We start from the raw sequence: 25,880 nt of genomic DNA on the forward strand, positions 1-25,880 counted from the left end.
CACAAGCAAGAATGGCTAAGGTATTCGCGATAGCGAACCAAAAGGGTGGTGTGGGCAAGACCACCACCTGCATCAACCTCGCAGCTTCCCTGGTCGCTACCAAGCGTCGGGTGCTGTTGATCGATCTTGATCCACAGGGCAACGCCACCATGGGTAGCGGTGTGGATAAACACGGCCTGGAAAACTCGGTCTACGATCTGCTGATCGGCGAATGTGATCTGGCCCAGGCCATGCACTATTCCGAGCACGGTGGTTACCAGTTGCTGCCGGCCAACCGCGACCTGACTGCGGCCGAAGTGGTTCTGCTGGAAATGCAGATGAAGGAAAGCCGCCTGCGCAGTGCGTTGGCGCCGATCCGTGAAAACTACGATTACATTTTGATCGACTGCCCGCCGTCGTTGTCGATGTTGACGCTCAACGCGCTGGTTGCCGCCGATGGGGTGATTATCCCCATGCAGTGCGAGTACTTCGCGCTCGAAGGGCTGAGCGACCTTGTGGATAACATCAAGCGCATTGCCGAATTGCTGAACCCGAACCTGAAAGTCGAAGGCTTGTTGCGGACTATGTACGATCCGCGCTTGAGCCTGATGAACGACGTATCGGCGCAGCTCAAGGAACACTTCGGCGATCAGCTCTACGATACTGTGATTCCGCGCAACATCCGCCTGGCCGAAGCACCAAGCTATGGCATGCCGGCGCTGGCGTACGACAAATCATCGCGCGGCGCGATTGCCTATCTGGCATTGGCCGGCGAGATGGTTCGCCGTCAACGCAAAAATTCACGCATCGCCGCTGCTCAGGCAACTTAAGGAATCCCCATGGCCGTCAAGAAACGAGGTCTCGGACGTGGACTGGATGCACTGCTGAGTGGTCCGACTGTCAGCTCGCTGGAAGAACAAGCGGTGCAAGCCGACCAGCGTGAGTTGCAACACCTGCCCCTGGACCTGATCCAGCGTGGCAAGTACCAGCCGCGTCGGGACATGGATCCCCAGGCGCTGGAAGAGCTGGCGCAGTCGATCAAGGCCCAAGGCGTGATGCAGCCGATCGTGGTTCGCCCGATCGGTAGTGGCCGCTTCGAAATCATCGCCGGCGAACGCCGCTGGCGCGCCAGCCAGCAGGCTGGCCAGGAAACCATCCCGGCGATGGTTCGCGATGTGCCGGATGAAACCGCCATTGCCATGGCGCTGATCGAGAACATCCAGCGCGAAGACCTCAATCCGATCGAAGAAGCGGTGGCCTTGCAGCGTTTGCAGCAGGAATTCCAGCTGACTCAGCAACAAGTGGCCGAGGCTGTGGGTAAGTCCCGCGTCACCGTGGCCAACCTGCTGCGCCTGATTTCGCTGCCGGAAGTCATCAAGACCATGCTCTCTCACGGCGACCTGGAAATGGGTCATGCCCGTGCTTTGCTCGGTTTACCGGAAAACCAGCAGGTCGAAGGGGCGCGACATGTTGTCGCACGAGGCCTGACTGTGCGCCAGACTGAAGCACTGGTTCGCCAGTGGTTGAGTGGCAAACCGGAGCCTGTGGAACCTGCAAAACCGGACCCGGATATCGCCCGGCTCGAGCAGCGTCTGGCTGAGCGCCTAGGCTCTGCGGTGCAGATCCGCCACGGAAAGAAGGGTAAAGGGCAGTTGGTAATCGGGTACAACTCTCTCGATGAGCTTCAAGGTGTACTTGCTCACATCCGCTGAAACAATTGCTCATGTAGCGTGAAGTGGGAAATCACTACCTGACAGTTGAATAGGGGCAGAACCGCCCCTATACTCTGCGCGCATTTTGTCGGCACAAATTATGCCAAGTTATTGAATTCCGGCAGCCGACCATTGGAGAGCAAAAGTGATGGAAACCCGCACGCCAAACCGCTTGCCGTTCCATCGCCTGGCTGTTTTTCCGGTGTTAATGGCTCAATTTGTCGTTTTGCTGATTGCCGCTTTGGCGCTCTGGCAATGGCATGGAGTCGTTGCCGGGTACTCAGGGCTTTGCGGAGGCCTGATAGCCTTGCTTCCCAATATTTATTTCGCTCACAGGGCATTTCGGTTTTCCGGCGCCCGAGCAGCTCAAGCCATCGTCCGGTCTTTTTATGCCGGCGAGGCGGGCAAACTGATTTTGACGGCAGTGCTGTTTGCATTGACGTTTGCAGGTGTGAAGCCACTGGCGCCGTTAGCAGTATTCGGCGTCTTCGTGCTGACCCAACTGGTCAGCTGGTTCGCTCCCCTGCTAATGAGAACAAGACTTTCGAGACCTTAGGGCGTTTGAGGCAACCATGGCAGCAGAAACCGCTTCGGGCTATATCCAGCACCACTTGCAGAACCTGACCTTCGGTCAGCTACCTACCGGCGGCTGGGGCTTTGCCCACACCGCAGCAGAGGCCAAGGAAATGGGCTTCTGGGCTTTCCACGTCGATACCCTCGGCTGGTCGGTTACGTTGGGTCTGATCTTCGTTCTTCTTTTCCGCATGGCGGCAAAGAAGGCGACTTCCGGTCAACCAGGCGCCCTGCAGAACTTCGTCGAGGTTCTGATCGAGTTCGTCGACGGCAGCGTGAAAGACACTTTCCATGGCCGCAATCCATTGATCGCGCCATTGGCTCTGACGATTTTTGTCTGGGTATTCCTGATGAACGCTGTCGACCTGGTACCGGTCGACTGGATTCCAAAGCTGGCTGCCATCATTTCCGGCGACCCGCATCTGGTATTCCGCGCCGTTCCTACTACTGACCCGAATGCGACCCTGGGCATGTCCCTGTCGGTATTCGCGTTGATCATTTTCTACAGCATCAAGGTCAAGGGCATCGGCGGCTTCATCGGCGAACTGACCCTGCACCCGTTCGGCAGCAAGAACATCGTCGTTCAAGCCCTGCTGATCCCGGTGAACTTCCTGCTGGAGTTCGTGACACTGGTAGCCAAGCCAATCTCCCTGGCACTGCGTCTGTTCGGCAACATGTACGCCGGCGAGCTGGTCTTCATTCTGATTGCTGTGATGTTCGGCAGCGGTCTGCTCTGGCTTAGCGGCCTGGGCGTAGTTCTGCAGTGGGCGTGGGCTGTGTTCCACATCCTGATCATCACCCTGCAGGCGTTTATCTTCATGATGCTGACCATCGTTTACCTGTCGATGGCGCACGAAGAGAACCATTAAGACCAGTCTCGACTAGTCTGATGTCCCTCTCGGTCAAACGAGAGGGTGCCCGAACAGGGCTATGAAACGATTTGTTTTACCGCTTTAAAATCTAAAAAACCTAAACCATACGACGTAAAAGTCGGGAGGAAAGATGGAAACTGTAGTTGGTCTAACCGCTATCGCTGTTGCACTGTTGATCGGCCTGGGCGCACTGGGTACCGCAATTGGTTTCGGCCTGTTGGGCGGCAAGTTCCTGGAAGGCGCAGCGCGTCAGCCAGAAATGGTTCCAATGCTGCAAGTCAAAATGTTCATCGTTGCCGGTCTGCTCGACGCCGTGACCATGATCGGTGTTGGTATCGCTCTGTTCTTCACCTTCGCGAACCCATTCGTTGGTCAACTCGCTGGCTAATCACTCGAACCTTCGAGTTGATTGGTGTGATGTGCAACGAACGAGCGAGGTGTTGGCGTGAACATTAATGCAACCCTGATTGGCCAGTCCGTTGCGTTCTTCATTTTTGTACTGTTTTGCATGAAGTTCGTGTGGCCTCCGGTCATCGCGGCTTTGCACGAACGTCAGAAGAAGATCGCGGATGGACTGGACGCTGCCAGCCGAGCAGCTCGCGACCTGGAGTTGGCCCATGAGAAAGTGGGTCAGCAACTGCGCGAAGCGAAAGCTCAGGCAGCTGAAATCATTGAGCAAGCCAAGAAACGCGGTAATCAGATCGTTGAAGAGGCTGTTGAAAAAGCCCGTATCGACGCTGAACGTGTAAAGGCTCAGGCTCAGGCCGAGATCGAACAGGAACTGAACAGTGTCAAAGACGCGCTGCGTGCCCAACTGGGTGCTCTGGCCGTTGGTGGCGCCGAGAAGATCCTGGGTGCCGCAATCGATCAAAACGCGCACGCGGAGCTGGTTAACAAACTGGCTGCTGAAATTTAAGCGAGGGCGATCATGGCAGAACTGACCACGTTGGCCCGACCTTACGCTAAGGCAGCCTTCGAGCACGCCCAGGCCCACCAGCAACTGGCCTCTTGGTCAGCCATGCTCGGCCTGGCTGCAGCAGTGTCGCAAGACGACACCATGCAGCGCGTGCTCAAGGCCCCGCGACTGACGAGCGCAGACAAGGCCGCCACGTTTATTGACGTGTGCGGCGACAAGTTTGATGCCAAGGCACAGAACTTCATTAACGTCGTTGCCGAAAACGACCGTCTCCCGCTGTTGCCGGAGATCAGCGCTCTGTTTGACCTGTACAAGGCCGAACAAGAGAAGTCGGTAGACGTTGAAGTCACCAGTGCTTTTGCATTGAACCAAGAACAGCAAGACAAACTCGCCAAGGTTCTCAGTGCACGACTCAACCGGGAAGTGCGCCTGCAAGTCGAGGAAGACAAATCCCTTATTGGGGGCATTGTCATCCGCGCCGGCGACCTGGTTATCGATGGCTCGGTTCGCGGGAAACTCGCAAACCTTGCCGAAGCATTGAAATCTTGAGTTTGAAGGGGCAGCAGAGCAATGCAGCAACTCAATCCTTCCGAAATAAGTGAAATTATCAAGGGCCGCATCGACAAGCTCGATGTGACCTCCCAAGCCCGTAACGAAGGCACTGTCGTCAGCGTATCTGACGGTATCGTGCGGATTCACGGTCTGGCCGACGTAATGTACGGCGAGATGATCGAGTTTCCGGGCGGCGTCTTCGGTATGGCCCTCAACCTCGAGCAAGACTCTGTAGGCGCCGTTGTATTGGGCTCTTACCAGTCTCTGGCTGAAGGCATGAGCGCCAAGTGCACTGGCCGCATCCTCGAAGTTCCGGTTGGTAAGGAACTGCTGGGTCGCGTTGTCGACGCACTGGGTAACCCAGTTGACGGCAAAGGTCCGCTGAACAACACCGAGACCGATGCGGTCGAGAAAGTTGCTCCAGGCGTGATCTGGCGTAAGTCGGTAGACCAGCCTGTACAGACTGGCTACAAGGCTGTCGATGCCATGATCCCTGTCGGCCGTGGCCAGCGTGAGCTGATCATCGGTGACCGTCAGATCGGTAAAACCGCTCTGGCGATCGACGCGATCATCAACCAGAAAGACAGCGGCATCTTCTGCGTCTACGTAGCCATCGGTCAGAAGCAATCGACCATCGCCAACGTGGTTCGCAAGCTGGAAGAAAACGGCGCTCTGGCCAACACCATCGTTGTGGCTGCCAGTGCTTCGGAATCCGCTGCACTGCAATTCCTGGCACCGTACTCCGGTTGCACCATGGGCGAATACTTCCGCGACCGCGGTGAAGACGCGCTGATCGTTTATGACGATCTGTCCAAGCAAGCAGTGGCTTACCGCCAGATTTCCCTGCTGCTGCGCCGTCCACCAGGCCGTGAAGCTTACCCAGGCGACGTGTTCTATCTCCACTCCCGTCTGCTGGAGCGCGCATCCCGCGTTTCGGAAGAATACGTAGAGAAGTTCACCAACGGCGCAGTAACCGGCAAAACCGGTTCCCTGACCGCACTGCCGATCATCGAAACCCAGGCTGGCGACGTTTCCGCATTCGTTCCGACCAACGTGATTTCCATCACCGACGGTCAGATCTTCCTGGAATCGGCGATGTTCAACTCCGGGATCCGTCCTGCAGTGAACGCCGGTGTTTCGGTATCCCGTGTGGGTGGTGCCGCTCAGACCAAGATCATCAAGAAGCTGTCCGGTGGTATCCGTACCGCTCTGGCTCAGTACCGTGAACTGGCGGCATTCGCCCAGTTCGCTTCTGACCTGGACGAAGCGACCCGTAAGCAACTTGAGCATGGTCAGCGCGTTACCGAGCTGATGAAGCAGAAGCAATACGCACCAATGTCGATCGCTGACATGGCGCTGTCGCTGTATGCCGCTGAGCGTGGGTTCCTGACTGACGTCGAAATCGCCAAGATCGGCAGCTTTGAACAAGCGCTGATTGCTTTCTTCAACCGCGATCACGCCGATTTGATGGCGAAGATCAACGTGAAGGGTGACTTCAATGACGAAATCGACGCTGGCATGAAAGCCGGTATCGAGAAGTTCAAGGCCACCCAAACCTGGTAAGCCGCAGCGGGAGCCGCAAGGCTCCCGCTTGCTAACCTGATAGGTGTTACATGGCAGGCGCAAAAGAGATTCGCAGTAAGATTGCGAGCATCAAAAGCACGCAAAAGATTACCAGCGCCATGGAAAAAGTGGCGGTCAGCAAAATGCGCAAGGCACAAATGCGCATGTCTGCTAGCCGTCCTTATGCGGAGCGCATCCGCCAGGTTATTGGCCATCTGGCCAACGCCAACCCGGAATATCGCCACCCGTTCATGATCGAGCGCGAAGTAAAGCGCGTCGGTTACGTCGTGGTGAGCAGTGACCGTGGTCTGTGTGGTGGCTTGAACACCAACCTGTTCAAGGCCCTGGTCAAGGACATGGCGGTAAACCGCGAAAACGGCGTCGAGATCGATCTGTGTGTTGTTGGTAGCAAGGGTGCGGCTTTCTTCCGCAACTTCGGCGGTAACGTCGTTGCAGCTATCAGCCACTTGGGTGAAGAGCCGTCGATCAATGACCTGATCGGCAGCGTCAAGGTGATGCTGGATGCCTACCTGGACGGCCGTATTGACCGCCTGTCCGTGGTGTCCAACAAGTTCATCAACACCATGACACAACAGCCTACCGTGGAGCAGTTGATTCCACTGGTGGCAACCCCGGATCAGGAACTCAAGCACCACTGGGAATTATCTGTACGAACCGGACGCCAAAGAGCTGCTTGACGGCTTGATGGTCCGTTACGTGGAGTCGCAGGTCTACCAGGCGGTGGTCGAGAACAACGCGGCTGAACAAGCTGCGCGGATGATCGCGATGAAGAACGCTACCGACAACGCCGGTGATTTGATCAGCGATTTGCAGCTGGTCTACAACAAGGCGCGTCAGGCTGCGATCACCCAAGAGATCTCGGAAATCGTCGGCGGCGCTGCCGCGGTTTAACGGTTCAAATATTCAGAGGATCCAGCTATGAGTAGCGGACGTATCGTTCAAATCATCGGCGCCGTTATCGACGTGGAATTTCCACGCGACAGCGTACCGAGCATCTACAACGCGCTGAAAGTACAAAGCGCGGCCGAAACCACTCTGGAAGTTCAGCAACAGCTGGGCGACGGCGTGGTTCGTACCATTGCGATGGGTTCCACCGAAGGCTTGAAGCGCGGTCTGGAAGTCACCGACTCTGGCACAGCCATCTCCGTACCGGTCGGTAAAGCGACTCTGGGCCGGATCATGGACGTCCTGGGTAACCCTATCGACGAAGCTGGCCCGATCGCCACCGAAGAGCGCTGGGGCATTCACCGTCCTGCGCCAACCTTCGCTGAACAAGCGGGCGGCAACGACCTGCTGGAAACCGGCATCAAGGTTATCGACCTGGTTTGCCCGTTCGCCAAGGGTGGTAAAGTCGGTCTGTTCGGTGGTGCCGGTGTAGGCAAAACCGTAAACATGATGGAACTGATCCGTAACATCGCCATCGAGCACAGCGGTTATTCCGTGTTCGCCGGTGTGGGTGAGCGTACTCGTGAGGGTAACGACTTCTACCACGAGATGAAGGATTCCAACGTTCTGGACAAAGTGGCACTGGTTTACGGTCAGATGAACGAGCCGCCGGGTAACCGTCTGCGCGTAGCACTGACCGGCCTGACCATGGCCGAGAAGTTCCGTGACGAAGGTAACGACGTTCTGCTGTTCGTCGACAACATCTATCGTTACACCTTGGCCGGTACTGAAGTATCCGCACTGCTGGGCCGTATGCCTTCCGCAGTAGGTTACCAGCCGACCCTGGCCGAAGAGATGGGTACTCTGCAAGAGCGTATCACTTCGACCAAAAACGGTTCGATCACTTCGATCCAGGCGGTATACGTACCTGCGGATGACTTGACTGACCCGTCGCCAGCGACCACTTTCGCCCACTTGGACGCCACCGTCGTTCTGTCCCGTGACATCGCTTCCCTGGGTATTTACCCAGCGGTCGATCCACTCGACTCGACTTCGCGCCAGCTGGACCCGAACGTAATCGGCCAGGACCACTACGACACCGCTCGCGGCGTACAGTATGTTCTGCAACGTTACAAAGAACTGAAGGACATCATTGCGATCCTGGGTATGGACGAGCTGTCGGAAGCCGACAAGCAGTTGGTAAACCGTGCTCGTAAGATCCAGCGTTTCTTGTCGCAGCCGTTCTTCGTGGCTGAAGTCTTCACCGGTGCTTCGGGTAAATACGTTTCCCTGAAGGACACCATTGCTGGCTTCAAAGGCATCCTCAACGGTGACTACGACCACCTGCCAGAACAAGCGTTCTACATGGTCGGCGGCATCGAAGAAGCGATCGAGAAAGCCAAGAAACTGTAATCCCGGCGCCCGGCAACGGGCGCTAATTTAGGTTGAGGCAATCAGATGGCTATGACAGTCCATTGCGATATCGTCAGCGCGGAAGGGGAAATCTTCTCCGGCCTGGTCGAGATGGTGGTTGCGCACGGTGCACTGGGTGATCTTGGTATCGCCCTGGGTCACGCGCCGCTGATCACCAATCTCAAGCCGGGTCCGATCCGCCTGATCAAGCAGGGCGGGGAAGAGGAGGTGTATTACATCTCCGGTGGTTTCCTCGAGGTTCAGCCGAACATGGTCAAGGTTCTTGCCGACACCGTGCAACGTGCTGCCGACCTGGATGAAGCCTCCGCTCGGGAAGCAGTTCAGGCTGCCGAGAAGGCCCTGCATGACAAAGGCGCAGAGTTCGATTACGGAGCTGCTGCCGCACGTCTGGCCGAGGCTGCAGCTCAGCTGCGCACCGTCCAGCAGATCCGCAAGAAGTTCGGCCACTAAGCGGCTATCGACTTGTTGCGTGATTGATTAAAAAGGGTAGCCTCGGCTACCCTTTTTTCTTTTCCGACTTTTATCACCCGGTCGCGGTTGCTGACCCCAGGATTAGTAGTCTGTCATGTCTCTTGAAATCGTAATTCTTGCTGCCGGCCAAGGCACTCGCATGCGTTCGGCCTTACCGAAAGTCCTGCACCCTGTTGCCGGTAACTCGATGCTTGGCCATGTTATCCACAGCGCCCGGCAACTTGATCCACAGCGCATCCACGTGGTGATCGGTCATGGTGCCGAAGCGGTGCGCGAGCGTCTGGCCGCCGATGACCTGAATTTCGTCCTGCAGGACAAACAGCTGGGTACCGGTCATGCAGTGGCCCAGGCCGTGCCGTTCATTGAGTCCGATACCGTGCTGATTCTCTACGGTGACGTGCCGCTGATCGAAGTCGAAACCCTGCAACGCCTGCTCAAGCAGGCTGCACCGCAGCAATTGGGCCTGCTGACCGTCGAACTGGATGACCCGACCGGTTATGGTCGCATTATCCGTGATGCCTCCGGCAAGGTGACCGCCATCGTTGAGCAGAAAGACGCCGACGAAGCCGAGCGTGCGATCACCGAAGGCAATACCGGCATTCTCGCGCTGCCTTTTGCACGTTTGGGCGATTGGGTCAGCCGCCTCTCTAACAACAATGCTCAGGGCGAGTATTACTTGACCGACGTGATCGCCATGGCGGTCAGCGATGGTCTGGTGGTGGCCACCGAACAGCCTGTCGATGCCATGGAAGTGCAGGGCGCCAACGATCGCAAACAACTAGCCGAGCTTGAGCGCCACTATCAGTTGCGCGCCGCTCGTCGTTTGATGGCGCAAGGCGTGACCCTGCGCGACCCGGCACGTTTCGATGTGCGCGGCGAAGTCATTGTTGGCCGCGACGTGCTGATCGACATCAACGTGATCCTCGAAGGCAAGGTGGTCATCGAGGATGACGTGGTGATCGGCCCGAACTGCGTGATCAAGGACAGTACCCTGCGCAAAGGCGTGGTGATCAAGGCCAACAGTCATATCGAAGGCGCGATTCTCGGCGAAGGCAGCGATGCCGGCCCGTTCGCTCGTTTGCGTCCCGGCACAGTGCTGGAAGCCCGCGCGCATGTGGGTAACTTCGTTGAGCTGAAGAATGCTCACATGGGTGAAGGCGCCAAGGCCGGTCATTTGACGTACCTGGGCGACGCCGAGATCGGTGCGCGCACCAACATTGGCGCGGGCACCATTACTTGTAACTACGACGGTGCCAACAAATGGAAAACCGTGCTGGGTGAAGACGTGTTCATCGGTTCCAACAACTCGTTGGTGGCGCCTGTGGATATCTTGGCGGGGGCAACCACGGCGGCGGGTTCGACCATTACCCAGAATGTGGATAAAGCTCAGTTGGCTGTAGGCCGGGCACGGCAGAAGAACATCGACGGCTGGAAGCGGCCGGAGAAGATCAAGAAGAGCTGAGTTATCCACAGCGTATGATGTAACGACTATGAGATTGCTTTCGCGGGCAAGCCTCGTTCCTACGGACAGTGATATCCAGAAGGAGCGAGGCTTGCCCGCGAAGCTTTTATCCACAGGTCTTTTTTGTCATATCCCGCTTGACGAAATTTCGCTGATAGGTTTTGATTGCTTACGTTATCTTTCGAATCGAAACTTACCAAGCCATGTCGAAACGCAACACGCCCCAACGCCGCCACAATATCCTCGCCTTGCTCAATGAGCAGGGCGAAGTCAGTGTGGACGAACTGGCCAAGCGCTTCGAAACTTCGGAAGTTACGATTCGCAAGGATCTGGCGGCGCTTGAAAGCAACGGTCTGTTGCTGCGCCGTTATGGCGGTGCGATCACCATGCCCCAGGAACTGGTCGCCGATGTCGGCCAACCGGTTTCCAAATACAAGCAGGCGATCGCCCGCGCCGCCGTCACGCGGATCCGCGAACATGCGCGAATCATCATCGACAGCGGCAGTACCACTGCCGCGATGATCCCGGAACTCGGCCAGCAATCGGGTCTGGTGGTGATGACCAACTCCCTGCATGTCGCCAACGCCTTGAGCGAACTCGAACACGAGCCGGTGCTGTTGATGACCGGTGGCACCTGGGACCCGCATTCCGAGTCCTTCCAGGGCCAGGTGGCCGAGCAAGTACTACGCTCATATGACTTTGATCAGTTATTTATCGGTGCCGATGGCATCGATCTGGTGCGCGGCACCACCACCTTCAATGAGTTGCTGGGCCTGAGCCGCGTCATGGCTGAGGTCGCCCGCGAAGTGATCGTGATGGTCGAGGCCGACAAGATCGGCCGCAAAATTCCCAATCTGGAGCTGCCATGGAGCAGCGTCCATACCCTCATTACCGATGATCGCCTGCCACTTGCGGCACGCGATCAGATTCAGGCCCGCGGCATTAATTTGATTTGCGCCGCCGTCAGTCAGGAGAACTAGCATGTGTGGAATTGTCGGTGCAGTCGCAGAACGTAACATTACCGCCGTCCTGCTCGAAGGCCTCAAGCGTCTGGAATACCGTGGCTATGACAGCGCCGGTGTGGCGGTGTACACCAACGAGGAAAAACTCCTGCGCATGCGTCGCCCGGGCAAGGTCAGCGAGTTGGAACAAGCGCTGATCGAAGCGCCTCTGGTTGGCCGTCTGGGCATTGCCCACACCCGCTGGGCAACCCATGGCGCGCCATGCGAACGCAACGCTCACCCGCATTTTTCCGGCGATCTGGCGGTGGTGCACAATGGCATCATCGAGAACCACGAAGCCCTGCGCGAACAACTCAAGGCTCTGGGCCACGTGTTCACGTCGGATACGGACACTGAAGTCATTGCACATTTGCTGAACGAAAAACTCAACGAGCAGCCCGACCTGACTGCAGCCCTGAAAGCGACTGTCAAAGAACTGCACGGCGCTTACGGTCTGGCGGTGATCTGCGCCCGGCAACCGGATCGCCTGGTGGCCGCCCGCAGTGGCAGCCCATTGGTGATCGGTCTGGGCCTGGGTGAAAACTTTCTCGCTTCCGACCAGTTGGCCCTGCGCCAGGTCACTGACCGCTTCATGTACCTGGAAGAAGGCGATATCGCCGAAATTCGCCGCGACAGCGTGCAAATCTGGGACATCAACGGTGCACTCGTCGAGCGTGAAAGCGTTCAGTACCGTGACGGTGCCGAAGCGGCTGACAAAGGCGAGTTCCGCCATTACATGCTCAAGGAAATTCACGAGCAACCGGTCGTGGTGCAGCGCACCCTGGAAGGTCGCCTGAGTCAGAATCAGGTGCTGGTCCAGGCGTTCGGTCCACAAGCTGCCGAGCTGTTCGCCAAAGTGCGTAATGTGCAGATCGTTGCCTGTGGCACCAGTTATCACGCCGGCATGGTTGCCCGTTACTGGCTCGAAGAACTGGCCGGTATTCCGTGTCAGGTCGAAGTCGCCAGCGAATTCCGCTACCGCAAAGTGGTCGTGCAGCCAGACACCCTGTTCGTGAGTATCTCCCAATCAGGTGAAACCGCCGACACTTTGGCCGCCCTGCGTAATGCCAAGGAACTGGGTTTCCTCTCCAGCCTGGCGATCTGCAACGTCGGCATCAGCTCCCTGGTGCGTGAATCGGACCTGACCCTGCTGACCCAGGCCGGTCGCGAAATCGGCGTGGCCTCGACCAAAGCCTTCACCACTCAATTGGTTGGTTTGCTGTTGCTGACCCTGTCCCTGGGGCAGGTTCGCGGTACGTTGGCTGCAGGTGTCGAAGCCACGCTGGTCGAAGAACTGCGCCGCCTGCCGACCCGTTTGGGCGAAGCCCTGGCCATGGACAGCACCGTGGAGAAAATTGCCGAGCTGTTCGCCGAGAAGAACCACACCTTGTTCCTCGGTCGCGGCGCGCAATTCCCGGTGGCGATGGAAGGGGCCCTCAAGCTCAAGGAAATCTCCTACATCCACGCCGAAGCCTATCCGGCTGGCGAACTGAAACATGGCCCGTTGGCGCTTGTGGATAACGACATGCCAGTGGTCACCGTGGCACCGAATAACGAATTGCTGGAGAAGTTGAAGTCCAACCTCCAGGAAGTCCGTGCCCGTGGCGGTGAGCTGATCGTTTTCGCTGACGAGCAAGCCGGCATGACCAATGGCGAAGGCACTCATGTCGTCCATATGCCGCACATCCATGACATCTTGTCGCCGATTCTCTACACCATTCCGTTGCAGTTGCTGTCGTACTACGTGGCGGTATTGAAGGGTACTGACGTGGATCAGCCGCGGAATTTGGCGAAGTCGGTGACGGTGGAATAAGTTATCCACAGATGATGTAAAACTGAAATTAGAGAATAAAAACTGTCGCAAAGGGCGTGGTGTGAGGGGAAGCGCTTCACACTGAATCTCACGCTGGAATGAAAAGAGACTTGCCGAGAGGTAGGTCTTTTTTTTGCAAAAAATAATTGGATGAAACGTATCAGCTAGCAATAAAAAGCCAAATTTTTCAAAAAAATCAAGATTTTTCTTGATCCTGAAAATGCATTGTCCTACAGTAAAACAACTGTATGTACATACAGTATTTTGATGAGTATTTATTTGAACCCATTCATGGACGAGGTCTTTCCTATGAAAAGCAACACTGAAAAATTCGGCAAAACACCCCATCAACCCAGCCTGTGGACCCGAGCCGATGCGCTGAAAGTTCACGCGGATGATCCCACCACGACCCAACCGCTGGTCAGCGGGGATTTCCCGGTATTGAGCGACGAGGTGTTCATCTGGGACACCATGCCGCTGCGCGACATGGACGGTAACGTGACCTCCGTCGATGGCTGGTCAGTGATCTTCACCCTGACTGCGGATCGCCATCCGAACGACCCGGAGTACATCGACGAAAACGGCAATTACGACATCTCTCGCGACTGGAACGATCGCCACGGTCGGGCAAAGATGTACTACTGGTTTTCCCGCACCGGTAAAGACTGGCAGTTGGGTGGTCGTGTGATGGCCGAAGGGGTTTCGCCAACCACCCGCGAATGGGCCGGCTCTCCGATTCTGTTGAACGACCAGGGTGAAGTGGATTTGTATTACACCGCCGTTACACCGGGCGCCACGATCGTCAAGGTGCGTGGCCGCGTAGTGACGACTGAACATGGCGTCAGCATGGTGGGCTTCGAAAAGGTTACGTCGTTGTTTGAAGCCGACGGCGAGATGTATCAGACCGAGGCGCAGAACCCGTACTGGGGTTTCCGTGATCCATGGCCGTTCCGCGATCCGAAAGACGGCAAGTTGTACATGCTGTTTGAGGGCAACGTGGCCGGTGAGCGTGGTTCGCACAAGGTTGGCGAAGCGGAAATCGGCAACGTACCGCCGGGCTATGAAGACGTCGGTAGCTCGCGCTTCCAAACCGCCTGCGTCGGTATCGCCGTAGCAAATGACGAAGAGGGCGATGACTGGGAAATGCTGCCACCACTGCTGACCGCAGTCGGAGTCAACGATCAGACCGAACGTCCGCACTTCCTGTTCCAGGACGGTAAATACTATTTGTTCACCATCAGCCATACGTTTACTTATACCGACGGTGTGACCGGTCCGGACGGGGTGTACGGTTTCGTGGCAGATTCGCTCTTCGGCCCCTACGTGCCGCTGAACGGTTCAGGTCTGGTGCTAGGCAACCCATCTTCCCAACCATTTCAAACCTATTCACATTACGTGATGCCTAACGGCCTGGTGACCTCGTTCATCGACAGTGTACCAACTGAGGAAAGCGACACCGGAATGCAGTTCAGGATCGGCGGTACTGAAGCGCCGACAGTGGGCATCAAGGTGAAAGGGCAGCAGACTTTCGTGGTGGCCGAGTATGACTACGGTTACATCCCACCGATGATTGATGTAACGCTGAAATAGTATTGAAGCTACACAGGGTCTTCAGGCACCGGGTTTGAACTCGATAGCAAACTCGTGGTGGATATGATCGAGATATCCGCGCCTGACACATTGCGACTTGATCGGGAGCCGCATTGAATAATGCGTAACATTTACCCTTCGAAACTGGCTGCAAGGATGCAGCCAGTAACGGGTATTAAGTTAATAAAATTCAATGAGTTAGAAGCATGCGACAGTTTTTGTTCTCTAAATTTAAAACACAAAAGATCGCAGCCTGCCGCAGACTGCGATCTTTTTTTATCTGAACAGAGGGCATGCCCATGGACCGATTCCAGGAAATGCAGGTCTTTGCCGTCGTCGCCCAGGAACAAAGTTTCTCGGCGGCGGCGCGGCGTTTGGGGATGTCGGCGGCGAGTGTCACCCGCGCGGTGGCAGCGCTGGAGAAACGCATCGGCACGCTGCTGCTGACGCGTACGACCCGCAGCGTGTATTTGAGCGAGGCGGGTCAGCGTTATCTGGAAGACTGTCGCAGAATTCTCGCCGAGGTGCAGGAAGCCGAGGATTCAGCAGCCGGGAGCCACGCGCAACCCCGTGGGCAGCTGACGATCACCGCGCCGGTATTGTTCGGCGAATTGTTCATCACACCGGTCATGGTGGATTACCTCAATCAATTCCCCCAAGTCACGATCAATGGAGTGCTGGTCGATCGTGTGGTGAGCATGGTCGAGGAGGGCATCGATGTGGCCGTGCGCATTGGTGAGCTGCCGGACAGTAATCAGCACGCGATTCGGGTCGGCGAGGTGCGCCGTGTGATCTGTGCATCGCCGGGCTACTTGCAAGCTCATGGCCGGCCTCGGCACCCTGAGGAGTTGTCCGATGCGCCGATTGTCGCGACCTCGTCCATCGGGCAACTCAGGAACTGGCCGTTTCTCGAAAAAGGGCAGCCGCTCAGCGTTCGTCCTGAACCGCGGCTGGTGGTGACCGCCAATCAGGCTGCCATTACTGCAGCGTGCCTGGGGTTGGGGCTGACCCGCGTGCTGTCCTATCAAGTGGCGAGCAAAGTCGCGGCCGGTGAGTTGGAAATTGTTCTGGCCGACTTCGAACTGCCTCCATTACCGATCCATGTGGTTTACCAGGGCGGGCGCAAAGCCCCGGCGCGGGTCCGCAGTTTTGTGGATTTTGCAGTGAAGGCGCTGCGCGAACACCCGGCACTGCAGAGCTGAATGTTTATTGCGCTGGTTGAAATAATGGATTGCGTTTACTGGTTATTCTGTTGTTTTGGTGGTGGATGGAAGATGGCCTCCCGGTGTTGATCTCCATGCAGCGGCGCCACCACCCAGCGGAGTTGACCCATGCGCGCCATCAAGTTCTACCACTTCCCCCGTTCCGGCCACGCTCATCGTGTGGAACTGATGCTGTCGCTGCTTGAACTGCCGACCGAGCTGATCTTCGTCGATCTGGCCAAGGGCGCGCACAAACAGCCGGATTTCCTCGCGCTCAATCCTTTTGGTCAAGTTCCAGTCCTCGATGACCAAGGCGTGGTACTGGCCGATTCCAACGCGATTCTGGTCTATCCGGCGCAAAAATATGGCAACGGTCGCTGGCTGCCAACCGATCCGGTCGGTGCAGCCAAGGTTCAGCGCTGGTTGTCGGTCGCCGCCGGGCAAATTGCCTCTGGCCCCGCCCGTGCAAGGCTGATCACTGTGTTTGGCGCGCCTTACAACGCTAAAGAGGTGATCGCTAATTCCCACGCTTTGCTCAAGCTGATCGATCAGGAACTGGCCAATACTCAGTACCTGGCCGGCCACGAGCCGACCATCGCCGATGTCGCGGCCTACAGCTACATCGCCCATGCGCCGGAAGGCAATGTATCGCTGGAAGATTACGCCAACGTCCGCGCCTGGCTGGCGCGGGTCGAAGCCTTGCCGGGGTTTGTCGGCATGCCACGCACCGTCGCCGGTTTGCAAACAACGGCCTGATGCTCATGGCCCGACTCAGCCGGGCCGCTCACATTGCGCGATGGGCGCAGAGGAGAAGCCATAATGGAACGTTCACCGTGGCACGTCGGCGAGAAACAGTTGCAGGCTCACGTGGGTGTCGCTGAGCGAATGGACGTATTAGGTCGTAGGGTGATTCGCAGCGAGATGCCGGATCAGCACCGCACGTTCTATCAGCAACTGCCATTCATGCTGTACGGCGCGGTGGATGCTGACGGCAACCCTTGGGCCAGCATTCTTGAAGGGCCGCCGGGCTTTGCGAAGTCTCCCGAGCCTACGCTGTTGCAGTTCGCCAGCCTGCCTGGCCACGACGACCCTGCGCAATTGCAAGAGGGAGCGGCGATCGGTCTGCTTGGTATCGAACTGCACACCCGACGTCGCAACCGTCTCAATGGTCGAGTCGGCACTGTGACGGCGAGCGGCTTGGAGGTGAAGGTGGAGCAATCTTTCGGCAATTGCCCGAAATACATTCAATTGCGCCAGTTTCGCTCGGTGCCATTGGCGGATCCGGCGACCCGTATCGCGCAGCACCTCAACGGGCTGGATGACGCGGCCAAAGCCATGATTGCCGGCGCCGATACCTTCTTTGTCGCCAGCTATGTGGACGTCGATGGCCAACGCTCGGTGGACGTTTCTCATCGGGGGGGCCAGGCCGGTTTCGTCCGGGTAGAGGGTAATCGCCTGACCATCCCGGACTTCGCCGGCAACCTGTTCTTCAATACCCTGGGCAACCTGCTGATCAATCCTCGAGCCGGTTTGCTGTTCATCGATTTCGATTCGGGTGACTTGCTGCACCTCAGCGGTCGCACGCAAATCATTCTCGAAGGCCCGCAGGTCGAAGCCTTTCAAGGGGCCGAGCGGTTATGGACATTCGAGGTGGAGCATGTGGTGCGACGGCCCGCGGCACTGGCCTTGCGCTGGCGCTTTGACGGCGTGTCACCCACCAGTTTACTGACCGGGACTTGGGCACAGGCGAATGTACGCTTGTAAGCCCAAGCCGGACCTGTAACCCATGTGGGGAACACAGAAAATCCACTGTAGGAGCGAGGCTTGCCCGCGAAGACTTTCTCACATTCAACATTGAGGTCGCCTGACACGCCGCCATCGCGAGCAGGTTCGCTCCCACATTGGGTCGTGGTCGTCCTACAGACCGAGTGATTTTTGGGAATGTTTCCGACAAGTTTTGACGGTTGCCGGTCGGAAATGCGCTGGATAGGCTTTGGGAGTCGCTGCAAATTCAGTGATCGGGTTTGGTCGCCCAGGTTTAGAATGGCGCACTTTTGTGCTTGCTTCATGGCGAGCTGTGCGTGGGAGGGCTTAGGCCCTGCCGGGTTCCATTCCCTGGTCGACCAACCCGCGTACGGTTCGCCACCCTTCTGCTTGGTCGCAGTGTTGGCGAACTCCAGTCCTCGAATGGAGTTTCACCATGTTCAAAGCAACACCGAATCCCCCAGAAACCGACGACGTTTCCCCCTACGAATCTCTCGATTCAAAAAAACTCAACGAAGCCGCTAACCGCGCGCTCGATCACTACCTCAACCCAGCCGCCCTCAAATCACCCGCGAGCCGCAAACCGAGCACGATGTATATGGTTGCGCCGGATATCAAGGACGAAGACCTGTTGGCCCACACCTGTGAATCGTTGGCCCAGGCCAGTGTGATGGCGAGTGATTTTGCGGGGTATCTGGAAGGGCCGCACCGGCATACGGCGATGGCGATTCAACAGATCGTCATGCTGGCAGAACTGGCGGTGAACCGGATGCTGGATAACCTCGACATACCGAAACCTGCACCACACAGCTAATCCCCTGTAGGAATGGCTTTTGTGGCGAGGGAGCTTGCTCCCGCTTGAGTGCGCAGCACTCACAAATTCGGCGTTAGTTGCCAGAATCTTGGGGCCGCTACGCAGCCCAACGCGAGCAAGCTCGCTCGCCACAACAGTCCGGTCCCGCAGGTTTAGGCGTAGGACAGGGATTTTTCTTCCAGTAGTTCTTCGTACAACGTCGTCCACTTGCGACCCATTTCGTCGGCAGTGAACAACTGCCGATAACGGGCTTCGGCCTTCTCGCCCATTTGCGCCGCAAGCGTGGGATTTTCCCACAGGGTGCGCATGGCTTCACGGAACGCCTGTGGATGACTCGGCGGCACCACCAGCCCGGTTTCGTTGTGGATGTTGATGTAACTGGTGCCGGTGCCGATTTCGCTGGAGATCATCGGTTTGCCGTACATCGCGCCTTCGAGCAGCGAGATACCGAACGCTTCGGAGCGCAGGTGCGAGGGAAACACGATGGCGTAACTCAGTTGCAGCAGGGCGACTTTGTCTTCGTCCCCCAGACGCCCGAGGAAGTGAATATTGCGCAAACCCAACGCCGCGGCCTGGGCGTGCAGCTCGGTTTCCAGCGGCCCGGCGCCGACAATCACCACCGGGTAGTCCACGTCTTTCAAGGCATCGAGCAGGATGTGCAGGCCTTTGTAATAGCGCATCACGCCAACGAACAGGAAAAACTTATCCCCAAGGGTTTGCCGCCAACGGGCCATGCGTTCGTGATCGGGCTGTGGATAACCGGCCTTGTTCAGGCCATAGGGGATGACCCGGGTCTTGCCCTGAAACTGTTGCAACACATCACTGGTGTGCAGGTAGTTGGGTGACGCGGCGACGATCCGGTCGGCGCTGGCAAGAAAGCGGTTCATCAGTGGCCGGTAAAGTTTGAGCAGGTGCTTCTGGCGAATGATGTCCGAGTGGTAGGTCACTACGCTGGGTTTGTTCATGGCGCTGAAGAAATGCACCAGGTCCATGAACGGCCACGGGAAGTGGTAATTGACCACGTCCACCTCTGCGGCCATTTCGCGAAATTGCTTGAAGACGCTGTAAGAAAAGCCTGTGGAAGCGAACTGAATGTCGAGTTTGGCCCGATGGACTTCGTGCTGCCCGAGTTGCACCACCGGCGGTGTCGGATCGGCACTGAGGGTCAACACCTGGCTTTCAATGCCATGCTGGGCGCCGCTTTCACACAACTGGAAGATCACTTGCTCGATCCCGCCGACCGAGTCAGGCAGGTACGTCTTGAAAAAATGAAGAACTCGCATTCAACCTCCCATGGCCTGGCGGTAGGCGCGGGCCGTGGCCTTCGCGCAACGCTCCCAGGAAAAAATCCTTGCCTGCTGCAGCCCGGCGTCCGAGCATGCCTGCCAATACGCTTGATCGTCGATCAGGCGAAGCATCGCATCGCGCAGGCCGTCTGGATCGTCAGGTTCAATATAGTTGCCTGCAACGCCTGCGACTTCGGGCATGGCCGAACGTCGGGTCAGGATGACCGGCGTGCCGCTAGCCATGGCCTCCAGCACGGGTAGGCCGAAGCCTTCATAGCGCGACGGGAAAATCAGCGCCCGAGCGCCGGCCAACAGCTGCGCGACGTGCTCGTCGGGCAGATAACCCAGTAAACACACATGGCCGGTGGCCAATGCCCGGTGCAGTTCATCGCTGAATTGCTCGCGCTGCCAGCCAGCCATGCCGACGATCAGCAGTGGGAAGCGCTGGCGCAGCACTTGCGGAAGTTGGGCGTGGGCGCGCAGGGCCAGGGTCAGGTTCTTGCGGGGTTCCAGAGTGCCGACGCAAAGGAAGTATTCCCGGGCCTCGACCCCATGAGCTTTGAGTACCGCGTCGATAACCTCGGGTTCGCGCGGGTGGAAACGTGCAGCCACGCCCAGCGGTGCGACCACGAAACGCTCCGCCGGCAGGGCGAAATAGGCCTGAGCTTCGTCGGCGATGTACTGCGAGTCGGTGAGAATCAGCTGCGCCTGTTGCACGCCATCGGCCAGTCGCCGCTCGATTTCTCGCAGGCGTGCCGGTGGTTGCGTCTCGGGATAGTGCAGGTGCGTCAGGTCATGCAAGGTGATGACCGTCGGGCCGTCGAACGACAGCGGCCACAGACTGGGTTCGTGATAAAGGTCGATCGCCAGGGAGCGACCTTTATCGAAACGTTTCTGCGTCAGCCAGCGGCGTGCTTGATATGCCCCGGGTATTTGCCGCAGTAACGGCGTCAGTCGCGAGTAACCCGGCATGGCCGCCTCGGGCAGTGAAGAACTCCAGCCCCAGCCATGAAACAGCGACAACTCGACATCCGGCTCACTGGCGAGGGCACCCACCAGTTCGGCGACGTAATGGCCGATGCCGGTGCGCGGGGCCTGGAGGATGCGTGCGTTAAGGGCAATTCGCATGCTGCCTCTCTTGCGCCACGGCTGTTTCCCCAAGGTTGCGCAGGGTCCGTTCAGCCAGTTGCGCACTGGCTTCACGCCAGCCAATCCAGCGCCAGTCCACCACATCGCGGGCGGCCGGGAATTGTTTGCTGCTCTCGAATCGGGCAACCAGATCGGCCAGATTTTGCGGCTCGGCCAGATCAAAGTACGCCATGAATTCGCCGCCTATTTCGCGGAAGACCGGGATGTCACTGCCCATGGCCGGTAAACCGCGCTGCATGGCTTCCACCAGTGGCAGGCCGAAGCCTTCGACGTAGGACGGAAACACCAACGCACTGGCGTGGGAATAGGCGTGTTCAAGGCTGGTGTCGCTCAGGTCGTTAAACATGAACAGTCGTGTGTTCAACTGTGGGTGATTGCGCACCCGGGCGAGCAGGGCATCGCACTTCCATCCAATGCGCCCGGCGATGCACAGACGGGCAGTGGAGCCTGCGGCCCAGGCGAGTTCGAAGGCGTCCAGCAAGTAGTCGTGGTTCTTGCGCGGCTCGATGGTGCTGACCATCAGGAACACCGGTTCCGGGGTATCGAACAGCCGTGCCAAACGCGTTTCGATGGCGGCGGTTTCTTCGTGCAGGTCCAGCTCGGAGCCCAGGTGAAAATAGTCGAACCACAAGGTGTCGGCTTTGGCAGGACCGACGCGACGATGCAATTCATCGCGCACCTGATCGCGCACCGTGGCGGAAATCGCCACGTAGCCATGGGCGGTTTGGGTGATCCAGTCGAACCACTCATTGAAAATCTGCACCAGTCGCGTGTCGTAGAACTGCGGATGGGTCAGGGGAATCAGATCGTAGATCACCGAGACAATGCCCACGCCTTCGCGTTTGAGTTGCTCGGCCCATGGGAAGAAGTCGGTATGCCAGGACGAATCCAGCAACACTAATTGATCGCCCGGTTGATGCTGCAACGGCGAACAACGTTTAGGCAGTTGAAACTGATTGATCCGGTCGATCAGGCGCAATGGCACGCTGAGGCTCGCCAGCGTTGTGAGGCGGTAGGCCACATACAGCGCACGCCGGGTCCAGCGCGATTTGCAGCGTTTGTGGAGGCGCTGGTGCAATTGCCAGAAACGATGGGCCACACGCTCCAGACGCCCGCCGAATTCCATCAGCCCATTGAAAAGCGGTGTGTCCAAAGGGGCCAGGCTCAGCACCCGATAGAGCTTGCCTTTGAGCAGCACCACCGGGATGCACTCGACGCCGTCGACACGCTCAGGCAATTGATTGATGACGTTGCGCACCACCCGTTGAATGCCCGAATTGACCTTGGGGTGCAGGAACACGTGGGTGCATTCCACCAGAAGACGTGTCATGGCGCGTTCTCCGAAACAATCGATTCGGCTGCGCGAGTGATGGTGGTTTTCGCCCCCAGCCACGAGCAACCGACGAAGTCTTCGTGGCGGTTGTTGATCACGTGGAACACCAGACCGTAGTCGCGCCACTCGAAATTGCGGTCCAGGTGCGAGTCCAGCCGCGACAGGCTCAGGGCTACCGAGTAATTACCCTTGCCCAGGCCCATGACGAAGGAGAAGCGGTAGGTCAATCGCTCGCCAGCCTGCAGGTCGGTGAGGGCGAGGTCCTGACGATGGGTGTTGATGCCATACATGGCCTGGCCCAGACGATCCTTGATCATGAAGCCCAGCACCAGGCGTTCGATGTCCTGGCGTACTTCGACTTGCACCTCAAGCACCACCGCCTGGCCGACCTCGGCGGCATCGATGGCACGCTCGCGCTCATCCAGCAGACGCACGCTGAGGATCCCGGCTTCACCGGTACCGGAAACGGTTTGCACCTGGCCGTCTGCGAGCATTTCCTGACGCACCGTCTGCCCTTCGCGCTCGGCGAGCAGGGCGTTGTAGTAGTCCATGACGGCTTCGGGCTTGCCATGCATGGCCATGCGGCCGTTTTCCAGGAGGATTGCCGAGTCGCAGATCGACTGGATCGCCGAGCGATCGTGGGACACGATCAACAAGGTGGTGCCGGCCTTGCGGAAGCTGCGGATGCGGTCGAAGCTTTTGTGCTGGAAGTAGGCGTCGCCCACCGACAGCGCTTCGTCGACGATCAGGATGTCCGGGCGCCGGGCGGTGGCCACGCTGAACGCCAGGCGCATCTGCATGCCGCTGGAGTAGGTGCGCACCGGGTGGTCGATGGCTTCGCCGATTTCCGCGAAATGTTCGATCTGTGGCATCAGGGCTTCGATTTCTTCGACCTGCATGCCCAGCAGTTGCCCGGCCATGACCGCGTTCTGCCGGCCGGTGAAGTCCGGGTGAAAACCCATGCCCAGCTCCAACAGTGCGGCGACGCGGCCTTCGAGCTGGATTTGTCCACAGGTGGGTTGGGTGGTGCCGGTGATCATCTTCAGCAAAGTACTTTTGCCGGCGCCGTTGACTCCGACGATGCCCACCGCTTCACCGGGAGCGATCTCGAAGGCCACGTCTTGTAGCACCCAATGCTGGCGATGACGGATCGGCGAAAACGGGATCAGCCATTCAGCCAGTCGGCTCCAGCGCGTGGGGTATTGCTTGTAGGCCTTGCCCAGGCCGGTCACGCGTATGTGCCCCATCAGAGTTCATCCACCATTTCGCCGACCCGCTGACGAAACAGCCGCAGCCCGATCACGCAGAACAACAGACCGATCACGAAGATCGGCAGCAGGGAACTCCAGACCGGCCATTGGCCGTAGAGGAACAGGTTCTGGTAGCTGCCAATCAGGTTGGTCAGCGGGTTGAGTTGCAATAGCCGTTGTACCCACTCGGGCAGGATGCTCAGCGGGTACACGATCGGCGTCAGCCAGAACCAGAATTGCAGGCAAATGCCGAAGAGTTGCCCGACATCGCGAAAGAACACATTCAGCACGCCGAGGATCATTCCCAGCCCGGCGCAGAACATTACCTGCAACGCCACCAGCGGCAGCAACGCCAGCAGGGCCATCCCCGGCAGACGTCCAGTGATCAGCAGAAAGCCCAGGAACAGCCCGATGATGATCGCGAAGTTGATGCCGGCGTTGAACAGCACAATCACCGGCAGGCAGATCCGCGGGAAGCTGATTTTTTTCAGCAGGTTGGCGTTTTCCAGAAACATGTTCTGGCTGCGCAGGGTGATTTCCGAGAACAGGCCCCAGGTCAGCAGCCCGGCGCAGAGGTAGATGCTGTAGGCCATGCCGTCATCCACACCCGGCAAACGTGCACGCATGATGTGGGAAAAAATCACCGTGTAGACAACGATCATCGACAGCGGATTGAGCACGGTCCACAGGGCACCGAACAGCGAATTGCGATAACGCGCTTGAAACTCTCGCTTGACGCTACCGAGGATGAAACCTCGATAGCCCCACAGCGAGCGATACAGGGAAAGCAGCATTCAAACCGTCCTGCCGTATTGGTCTTCGAAGCGAACGATATCGTCCTCACCCAGGTATTCGCCGCTTTGCACTTCGATGATCACCAGGTCGATCACGCCGGGGTTTTCCAGACGGTGCCTGTGCCCGGCGGCAATGAACGTCGACTCGTTCTTGGCCACCAGGTGCGAACCGGAACCGTTGTTGGTGACCTTGGCCATGCCTTCGACCACCACCCAGTGTTCGTTGCGGTGGTGGTGCATCTGCAACGACAACTTGGCCCCGGGTTTGACCACGATACGCTTGATCTTGAAGCGCGGGCCTTCTTCAAGCACGGTGTAGGTGCCCCACGGTCGGCTGACTGTGCGGTGCAGGCGATAGGCTTCGTGTTTTTTGTCCTTGAGCTGCCGGGCTACCCGGCGCACATCCTGGGCGCGATCGGCGTGAGCCACCAGCAGCGCGTCGGCGGTGTCGATGATGATCAGGTTATCCACACCCACTGCGGCGACCAACCGGTCTTCGCTCTGGACAAAGTTGTCGTGGCTGTCGATGAAGATCGCATCGCCACTGGCGCGATTGTTCTGTGCATCGGCTGGCACCAATGCTGCCACCGCGCCCCAGGAACCGATGTCGCTCCAGTCGAAACCGGCTGGCACCACGACCACTTTGTCGGAGCGCTCCATCAAGGCGTAGTCGATGGAGATGTCGGTGATCTCGGCGAAATGTGTCGGCGACAGTTCCTGCTGCAGGCAACCGCCGGTTTCCACCGGTGCACTGGCCGCCATGCAGGCACGCGCCTGTTCAAGTAGCTCGGGGGCGTGAAGGTGCAACTCGGCCAGCAGCGTGGCGATCGAGAAGCAGAACATCCCGGAGTTCCACAGGAAATTACCGCTCTCCAGATAATGCGTGGCGGTTTGCAGGTCGGGCTTTTCGACGAAGCGCTGCACCTTGGCAGCGCCTTTGTCATCCAGGGGGGCACCGGTTTCGATGTAGCCGAAACCGGTTTCCGGGGCTGTCGGCACGACGCCGAACGTCACCAGATGACCGGCCTTGGCCAGTGCCACGGCATGCTCGACCGCGCTCTTCAATGCGTCTTCGTTGAGGATCAGATGGTCGGCAGGCATCACCACCATGATCGCTTCGTCGCCGTGCAGGGCTTGCAGCGAAAGGGCCGCAGCGGCGATGGCCGGGGCTGTATTACGGCCCATCGGCTCAAGTAGGAAATGCCCGCGATGGCGCTCCAGACGCGCATCCTGATAGTGATCCTTGCTCTGGAAGTAATAGTCGCGGTTGGTCACCGTGACGATATCGCCCCAGCCATCGAGCAAACCGGCCGCACGCCGATAGGTCTTGCCCAGCAATGACTGACCGTCGGGCAGCACCATGAAGGGCTTGGGATGGCCTTCGCGAGAGACCGGCCACAAACGGGTCCCGGCACCACCGGAGAGAATCACGGGAATCAGCATG

Annotated in this window: 23 protein-coding genes and 2 pseudogenes; 19 read left to right on the forward strand and 6 right to left on the reverse strand. The window is 58.1% G+C overall.

The features are described from left to right. Nucleotides 1-11: 11 nt before the first annotated feature. The 19 genes and pseudogenes from ACZ9BB_RS23920 (at nucleotide 12) to ACZ9BB_RS24010 (ending at nucleotide 18,624) form a co-directional block, all read left to right on the forward strand. A complete protein-coding gene (locus ACZ9BB_RS23920) occupies nucleotides 12-809 on the forward strand; it encodes a ParA family protein (protein ID WP_008007890.1) in 798 nt (265 codons plus the stop codon). A 9-nt stretch (nucleotides 810-818) separates the two neighbouring features. Next, nucleotides 819-1,691, forward strand: coding sequence for a ParB/RepB/Spo0J family partition protein (locus tag ACZ9BB_RS23925; protein WP_007934333.1), 873 nt, complete (start codon nucleotides 819-821; stop codon nucleotides 1,689-1,691). Between the two features lie 148 nt (nucleotides 1,692-1,839). Then, a complete protein-coding gene (locus ACZ9BB_RS23930; RefSeq protein WP_476216785.1) occupies nucleotides 1,840-2,247 on the forward strand; it encodes a F0F1 ATP synthase subunit I in 408 nt (135 codons plus the stop codon). A 16-nt stretch (nucleotides 2,248-2,263) separates the two neighbouring features. After that, entirely contained in the window at nucleotides 2,264-3,133 is an 870-nt protein-coding gene (gene atpB, locus ACZ9BB_RS23935) for a F0F1 ATP synthase subunit A (RefSeq protein WP_476216787.1), read from the forward strand. 133 nt (nucleotides 3,134-3,266) lie between these two features. After that, nucleotides 3,267-3,524: a F0F1 ATP synthase subunit C gene (atpE, locus tag ACZ9BB_RS23940; RefSeq protein WP_002555987.1), complete on the forward strand. Its 258-nt coding sequence runs from the start codon at nucleotides 3,267-3,269 to the stop codon at nucleotides 3,522-3,524. 57 nt (nucleotides 3,525-3,581) lie between these two features. Next, entirely contained in the window at nucleotides 3,582-4,052 is a 471-nt protein-coding gene (locus ACZ9BB_RS23945) for a F0F1 ATP synthase subunit B (RefSeq protein WP_476216820.1), read from the forward strand. Between the two features lie 12 nt (nucleotides 4,053-4,064). Then, nucleotides 4,065-4,601, forward strand: coding sequence for a F0F1 ATP synthase subunit delta (locus ACZ9BB_RS23950; RefSeq protein WP_054594854.1), 537 nt, complete (start codon nucleotides 4,065-4,067; stop codon nucleotides 4,599-4,601). A gap of 21 nt (nucleotides 4,602-4,622) precedes the next feature. Continuing rightward, nucleotides 4,623-6,167 carry a F0F1 ATP synthase subunit alpha gene (gene atpA / locus ACZ9BB_RS23955; protein WP_476216823.1) on the forward strand — a complete coding sequence of 515 codons (1,545 nt, stop codon included), beginning with the start codon at nucleotides 4,623-4,625 and terminating at the stop codon, nucleotides 6,165-6,167. A gap of 50 nt (nucleotides 6,168-6,217) precedes the next feature. Next, nucleotides 6,218-7,079: pseudogene (atpG, locus tag ACZ9BB_RS23960) on the forward strand (F0F1 ATP synthase subunit gamma). A 27-nt stretch (nucleotides 7,080-7,106) separates the two neighbouring features. Beyond that, nucleotides 7,107-8,486 (forward strand): F0F1 ATP synthase subunit beta, encoded by a 1,380-nt coding sequence (gene atpD / locus ACZ9BB_RS23965; RefSeq protein WP_476216825.1) that lies wholly within the window; start codon nucleotides 7,107-7,109, stop codon nucleotides 8,484-8,486. Between the two features lie 45 nt (nucleotides 8,487-8,531). Continuing rightward, entirely contained in the window at nucleotides 8,532-8,957 is a 426-nt protein-coding gene (locus ACZ9BB_RS23970; protein ID WP_007903037.1) for a F0F1 ATP synthase subunit epsilon, read from the forward strand. 115 nt (nucleotides 8,958-9,072) lie between these two features. Beyond that, a complete protein-coding gene (glmU, locus tag ACZ9BB_RS23975) occupies nucleotides 9,073-10,440 on the forward strand; it encodes a bifunctional UDP-N-acetylglucosamine diphosphorylase/glucosamine-1-phosphate N-acetyltransferase GlmU (protein WP_476216827.1) in 1,368 nt (455 codons plus the stop codon). Between the two features lie 203 nt (nucleotides 10,441-10,643). Continuing rightward, nucleotides 10,644-11,420: a DeoR/GlpR family DNA-binding transcription regulator gene (locus ACZ9BB_RS23980; protein WP_476216829.1), complete on the forward strand. Its 777-nt coding sequence runs from the start codon at nucleotides 10,644-10,646 to the stop codon at nucleotides 11,418-11,420. 1 nt (nucleotide 11,421) lies between these two features. Next, on the forward strand, nucleotides 11,422-13,254 hold the full coding sequence (glmS, locus tag ACZ9BB_RS23985; RefSeq protein WP_476216831.1) for a glutamine--fructose-6-phosphate transaminase (isomerizing): 1,833 nt from the start codon (nucleotides 11,422-11,424) through the stop codon (nucleotides 13,252-13,254). A 309-nt stretch (nucleotides 13,255-13,563) separates the two neighbouring features. Then, on the forward strand, nucleotides 13,564-14,844 hold the full coding sequence (locus ACZ9BB_RS23990; RefSeq protein WP_476216833.1) for a glycoside hydrolase family 68 protein: 1,281 nt from the start codon (nucleotides 13,564-13,566) through the stop codon (nucleotides 14,842-14,844). 299 nt (nucleotides 14,845-15,143) lie between these two features. After that, on the forward strand, nucleotides 15,144-16,046 hold the full coding sequence (locus ACZ9BB_RS23995; protein WP_476216835.1) for a LysR family transcriptional regulator: 903 nt from the start codon (nucleotides 15,144-15,146) through the stop codon (nucleotides 16,044-16,046). A gap of 129 nt (nucleotides 16,047-16,175) precedes the next feature. After that, on the forward strand, nucleotides 16,176-16,802 hold the full coding sequence (locus ACZ9BB_RS24000; protein ID WP_476216837.1) for a glutathione S-transferase family protein: 627 nt from the start codon (nucleotides 16,176-16,178) through the stop codon (nucleotides 16,800-16,802). Nucleotides 16,803-16,865: 63 nt separating this feature from the next. Then, nucleotides 16,866-17,807: pseudogene (locus tag ACZ9BB_RS24005) on the forward strand (pyridoxamine 5'-phosphate oxidase family protein); the annotation flags it as partial. Nucleotides 17,808-18,246: 439 nt separating this feature from the next. Next, nucleotides 18,247-18,624, forward strand: coding sequence for a DUF6124 family protein (locus ACZ9BB_RS24010; protein WP_476216839.1), 378 nt, complete (start codon nucleotides 18,247-18,249; stop codon nucleotides 18,622-18,624). A gap of 152 nt (nucleotides 18,625-18,776) precedes the next feature. Here ACZ9BB_RS24010 and ACZ9BB_RS24015 read toward each other — a convergent pair whose 3' ends face one another. From ACZ9BB_RS24015 to ACZ9BB_RS24040, 6 genes are read right to left on the reverse strand one after another with little or no spacing between them, the layout of a single operon-like run. Next, nucleotides 18,777-19,907, reverse strand: a complete 1,131-nt coding sequence (locus ACZ9BB_RS24015; protein WP_476216841.1) for a glycosyltransferase family 4 protein — start codon at nucleotides 19,905-19,907, stop codon at nucleotides 18,777-18,779. Then, nucleotides 19,908-21,038: a glycosyltransferase family 4 protein gene (locus ACZ9BB_RS24020; protein ID WP_476216843.1), complete on the reverse strand. Its 1,131-nt coding sequence runs from the start codon at nucleotides 21,036-21,038 to the stop codon at nucleotides 19,908-19,910. After that, the gene (locus ACZ9BB_RS24025; RefSeq protein ID WP_476216845.1) at nucleotides 21,022-22,389 is read right to left on the reverse strand and encodes a glycosyltransferase family 4 protein; all 1,368 of its coding nucleotides are present in this window, start codon (nucleotides 22,387-22,389) and stop codon (nucleotides 21,022-21,024) included. Before ACZ9BB_RS24025 ends, ACZ9BB_RS24020 begins: the two co-directional genes overlap by 17 nt. After that, nucleotides 22,386-23,639, reverse strand: coding sequence for an ABC transporter ATP-binding protein (locus ACZ9BB_RS24030; protein ID WP_476216847.1), 1,254 nt, complete (start codon nucleotides 23,637-23,639; stop codon nucleotides 22,386-22,388). Before ACZ9BB_RS24030 ends, ACZ9BB_RS24025 begins: the two co-directional genes overlap by 4 nt. Continuing rightward, the gene (locus ACZ9BB_RS24035) at nucleotides 23,639-24,436 is read right to left on the reverse strand and encodes an ABC transporter permease (RefSeq protein ID WP_476216849.1); all 798 of its coding nucleotides are present in this window, start codon (nucleotides 24,434-24,436) and stop codon (nucleotides 23,639-23,641) included. The genes ACZ9BB_RS24030 and ACZ9BB_RS24035 overlap by 1 nt, the downstream gene beginning before the upstream one ends. Then, complete coding sequence (locus tag ACZ9BB_RS24040; protein WP_476216851.1) at nucleotides 24,437-25,879, reverse strand: mannose-1-phosphate guanylyltransferase/mannose-6-phosphate isomerase; 1,443 nt, start codon at nucleotides 25,877-25,879, stop codon at nucleotides 24,437-24,439. It lies immediately after the preceding gene. Nucleotide 25,880 lies beyond the last annotated feature (1 nt).

This window comes from Pseudomonas sp. TE3552, assembly GCF_056278945.1.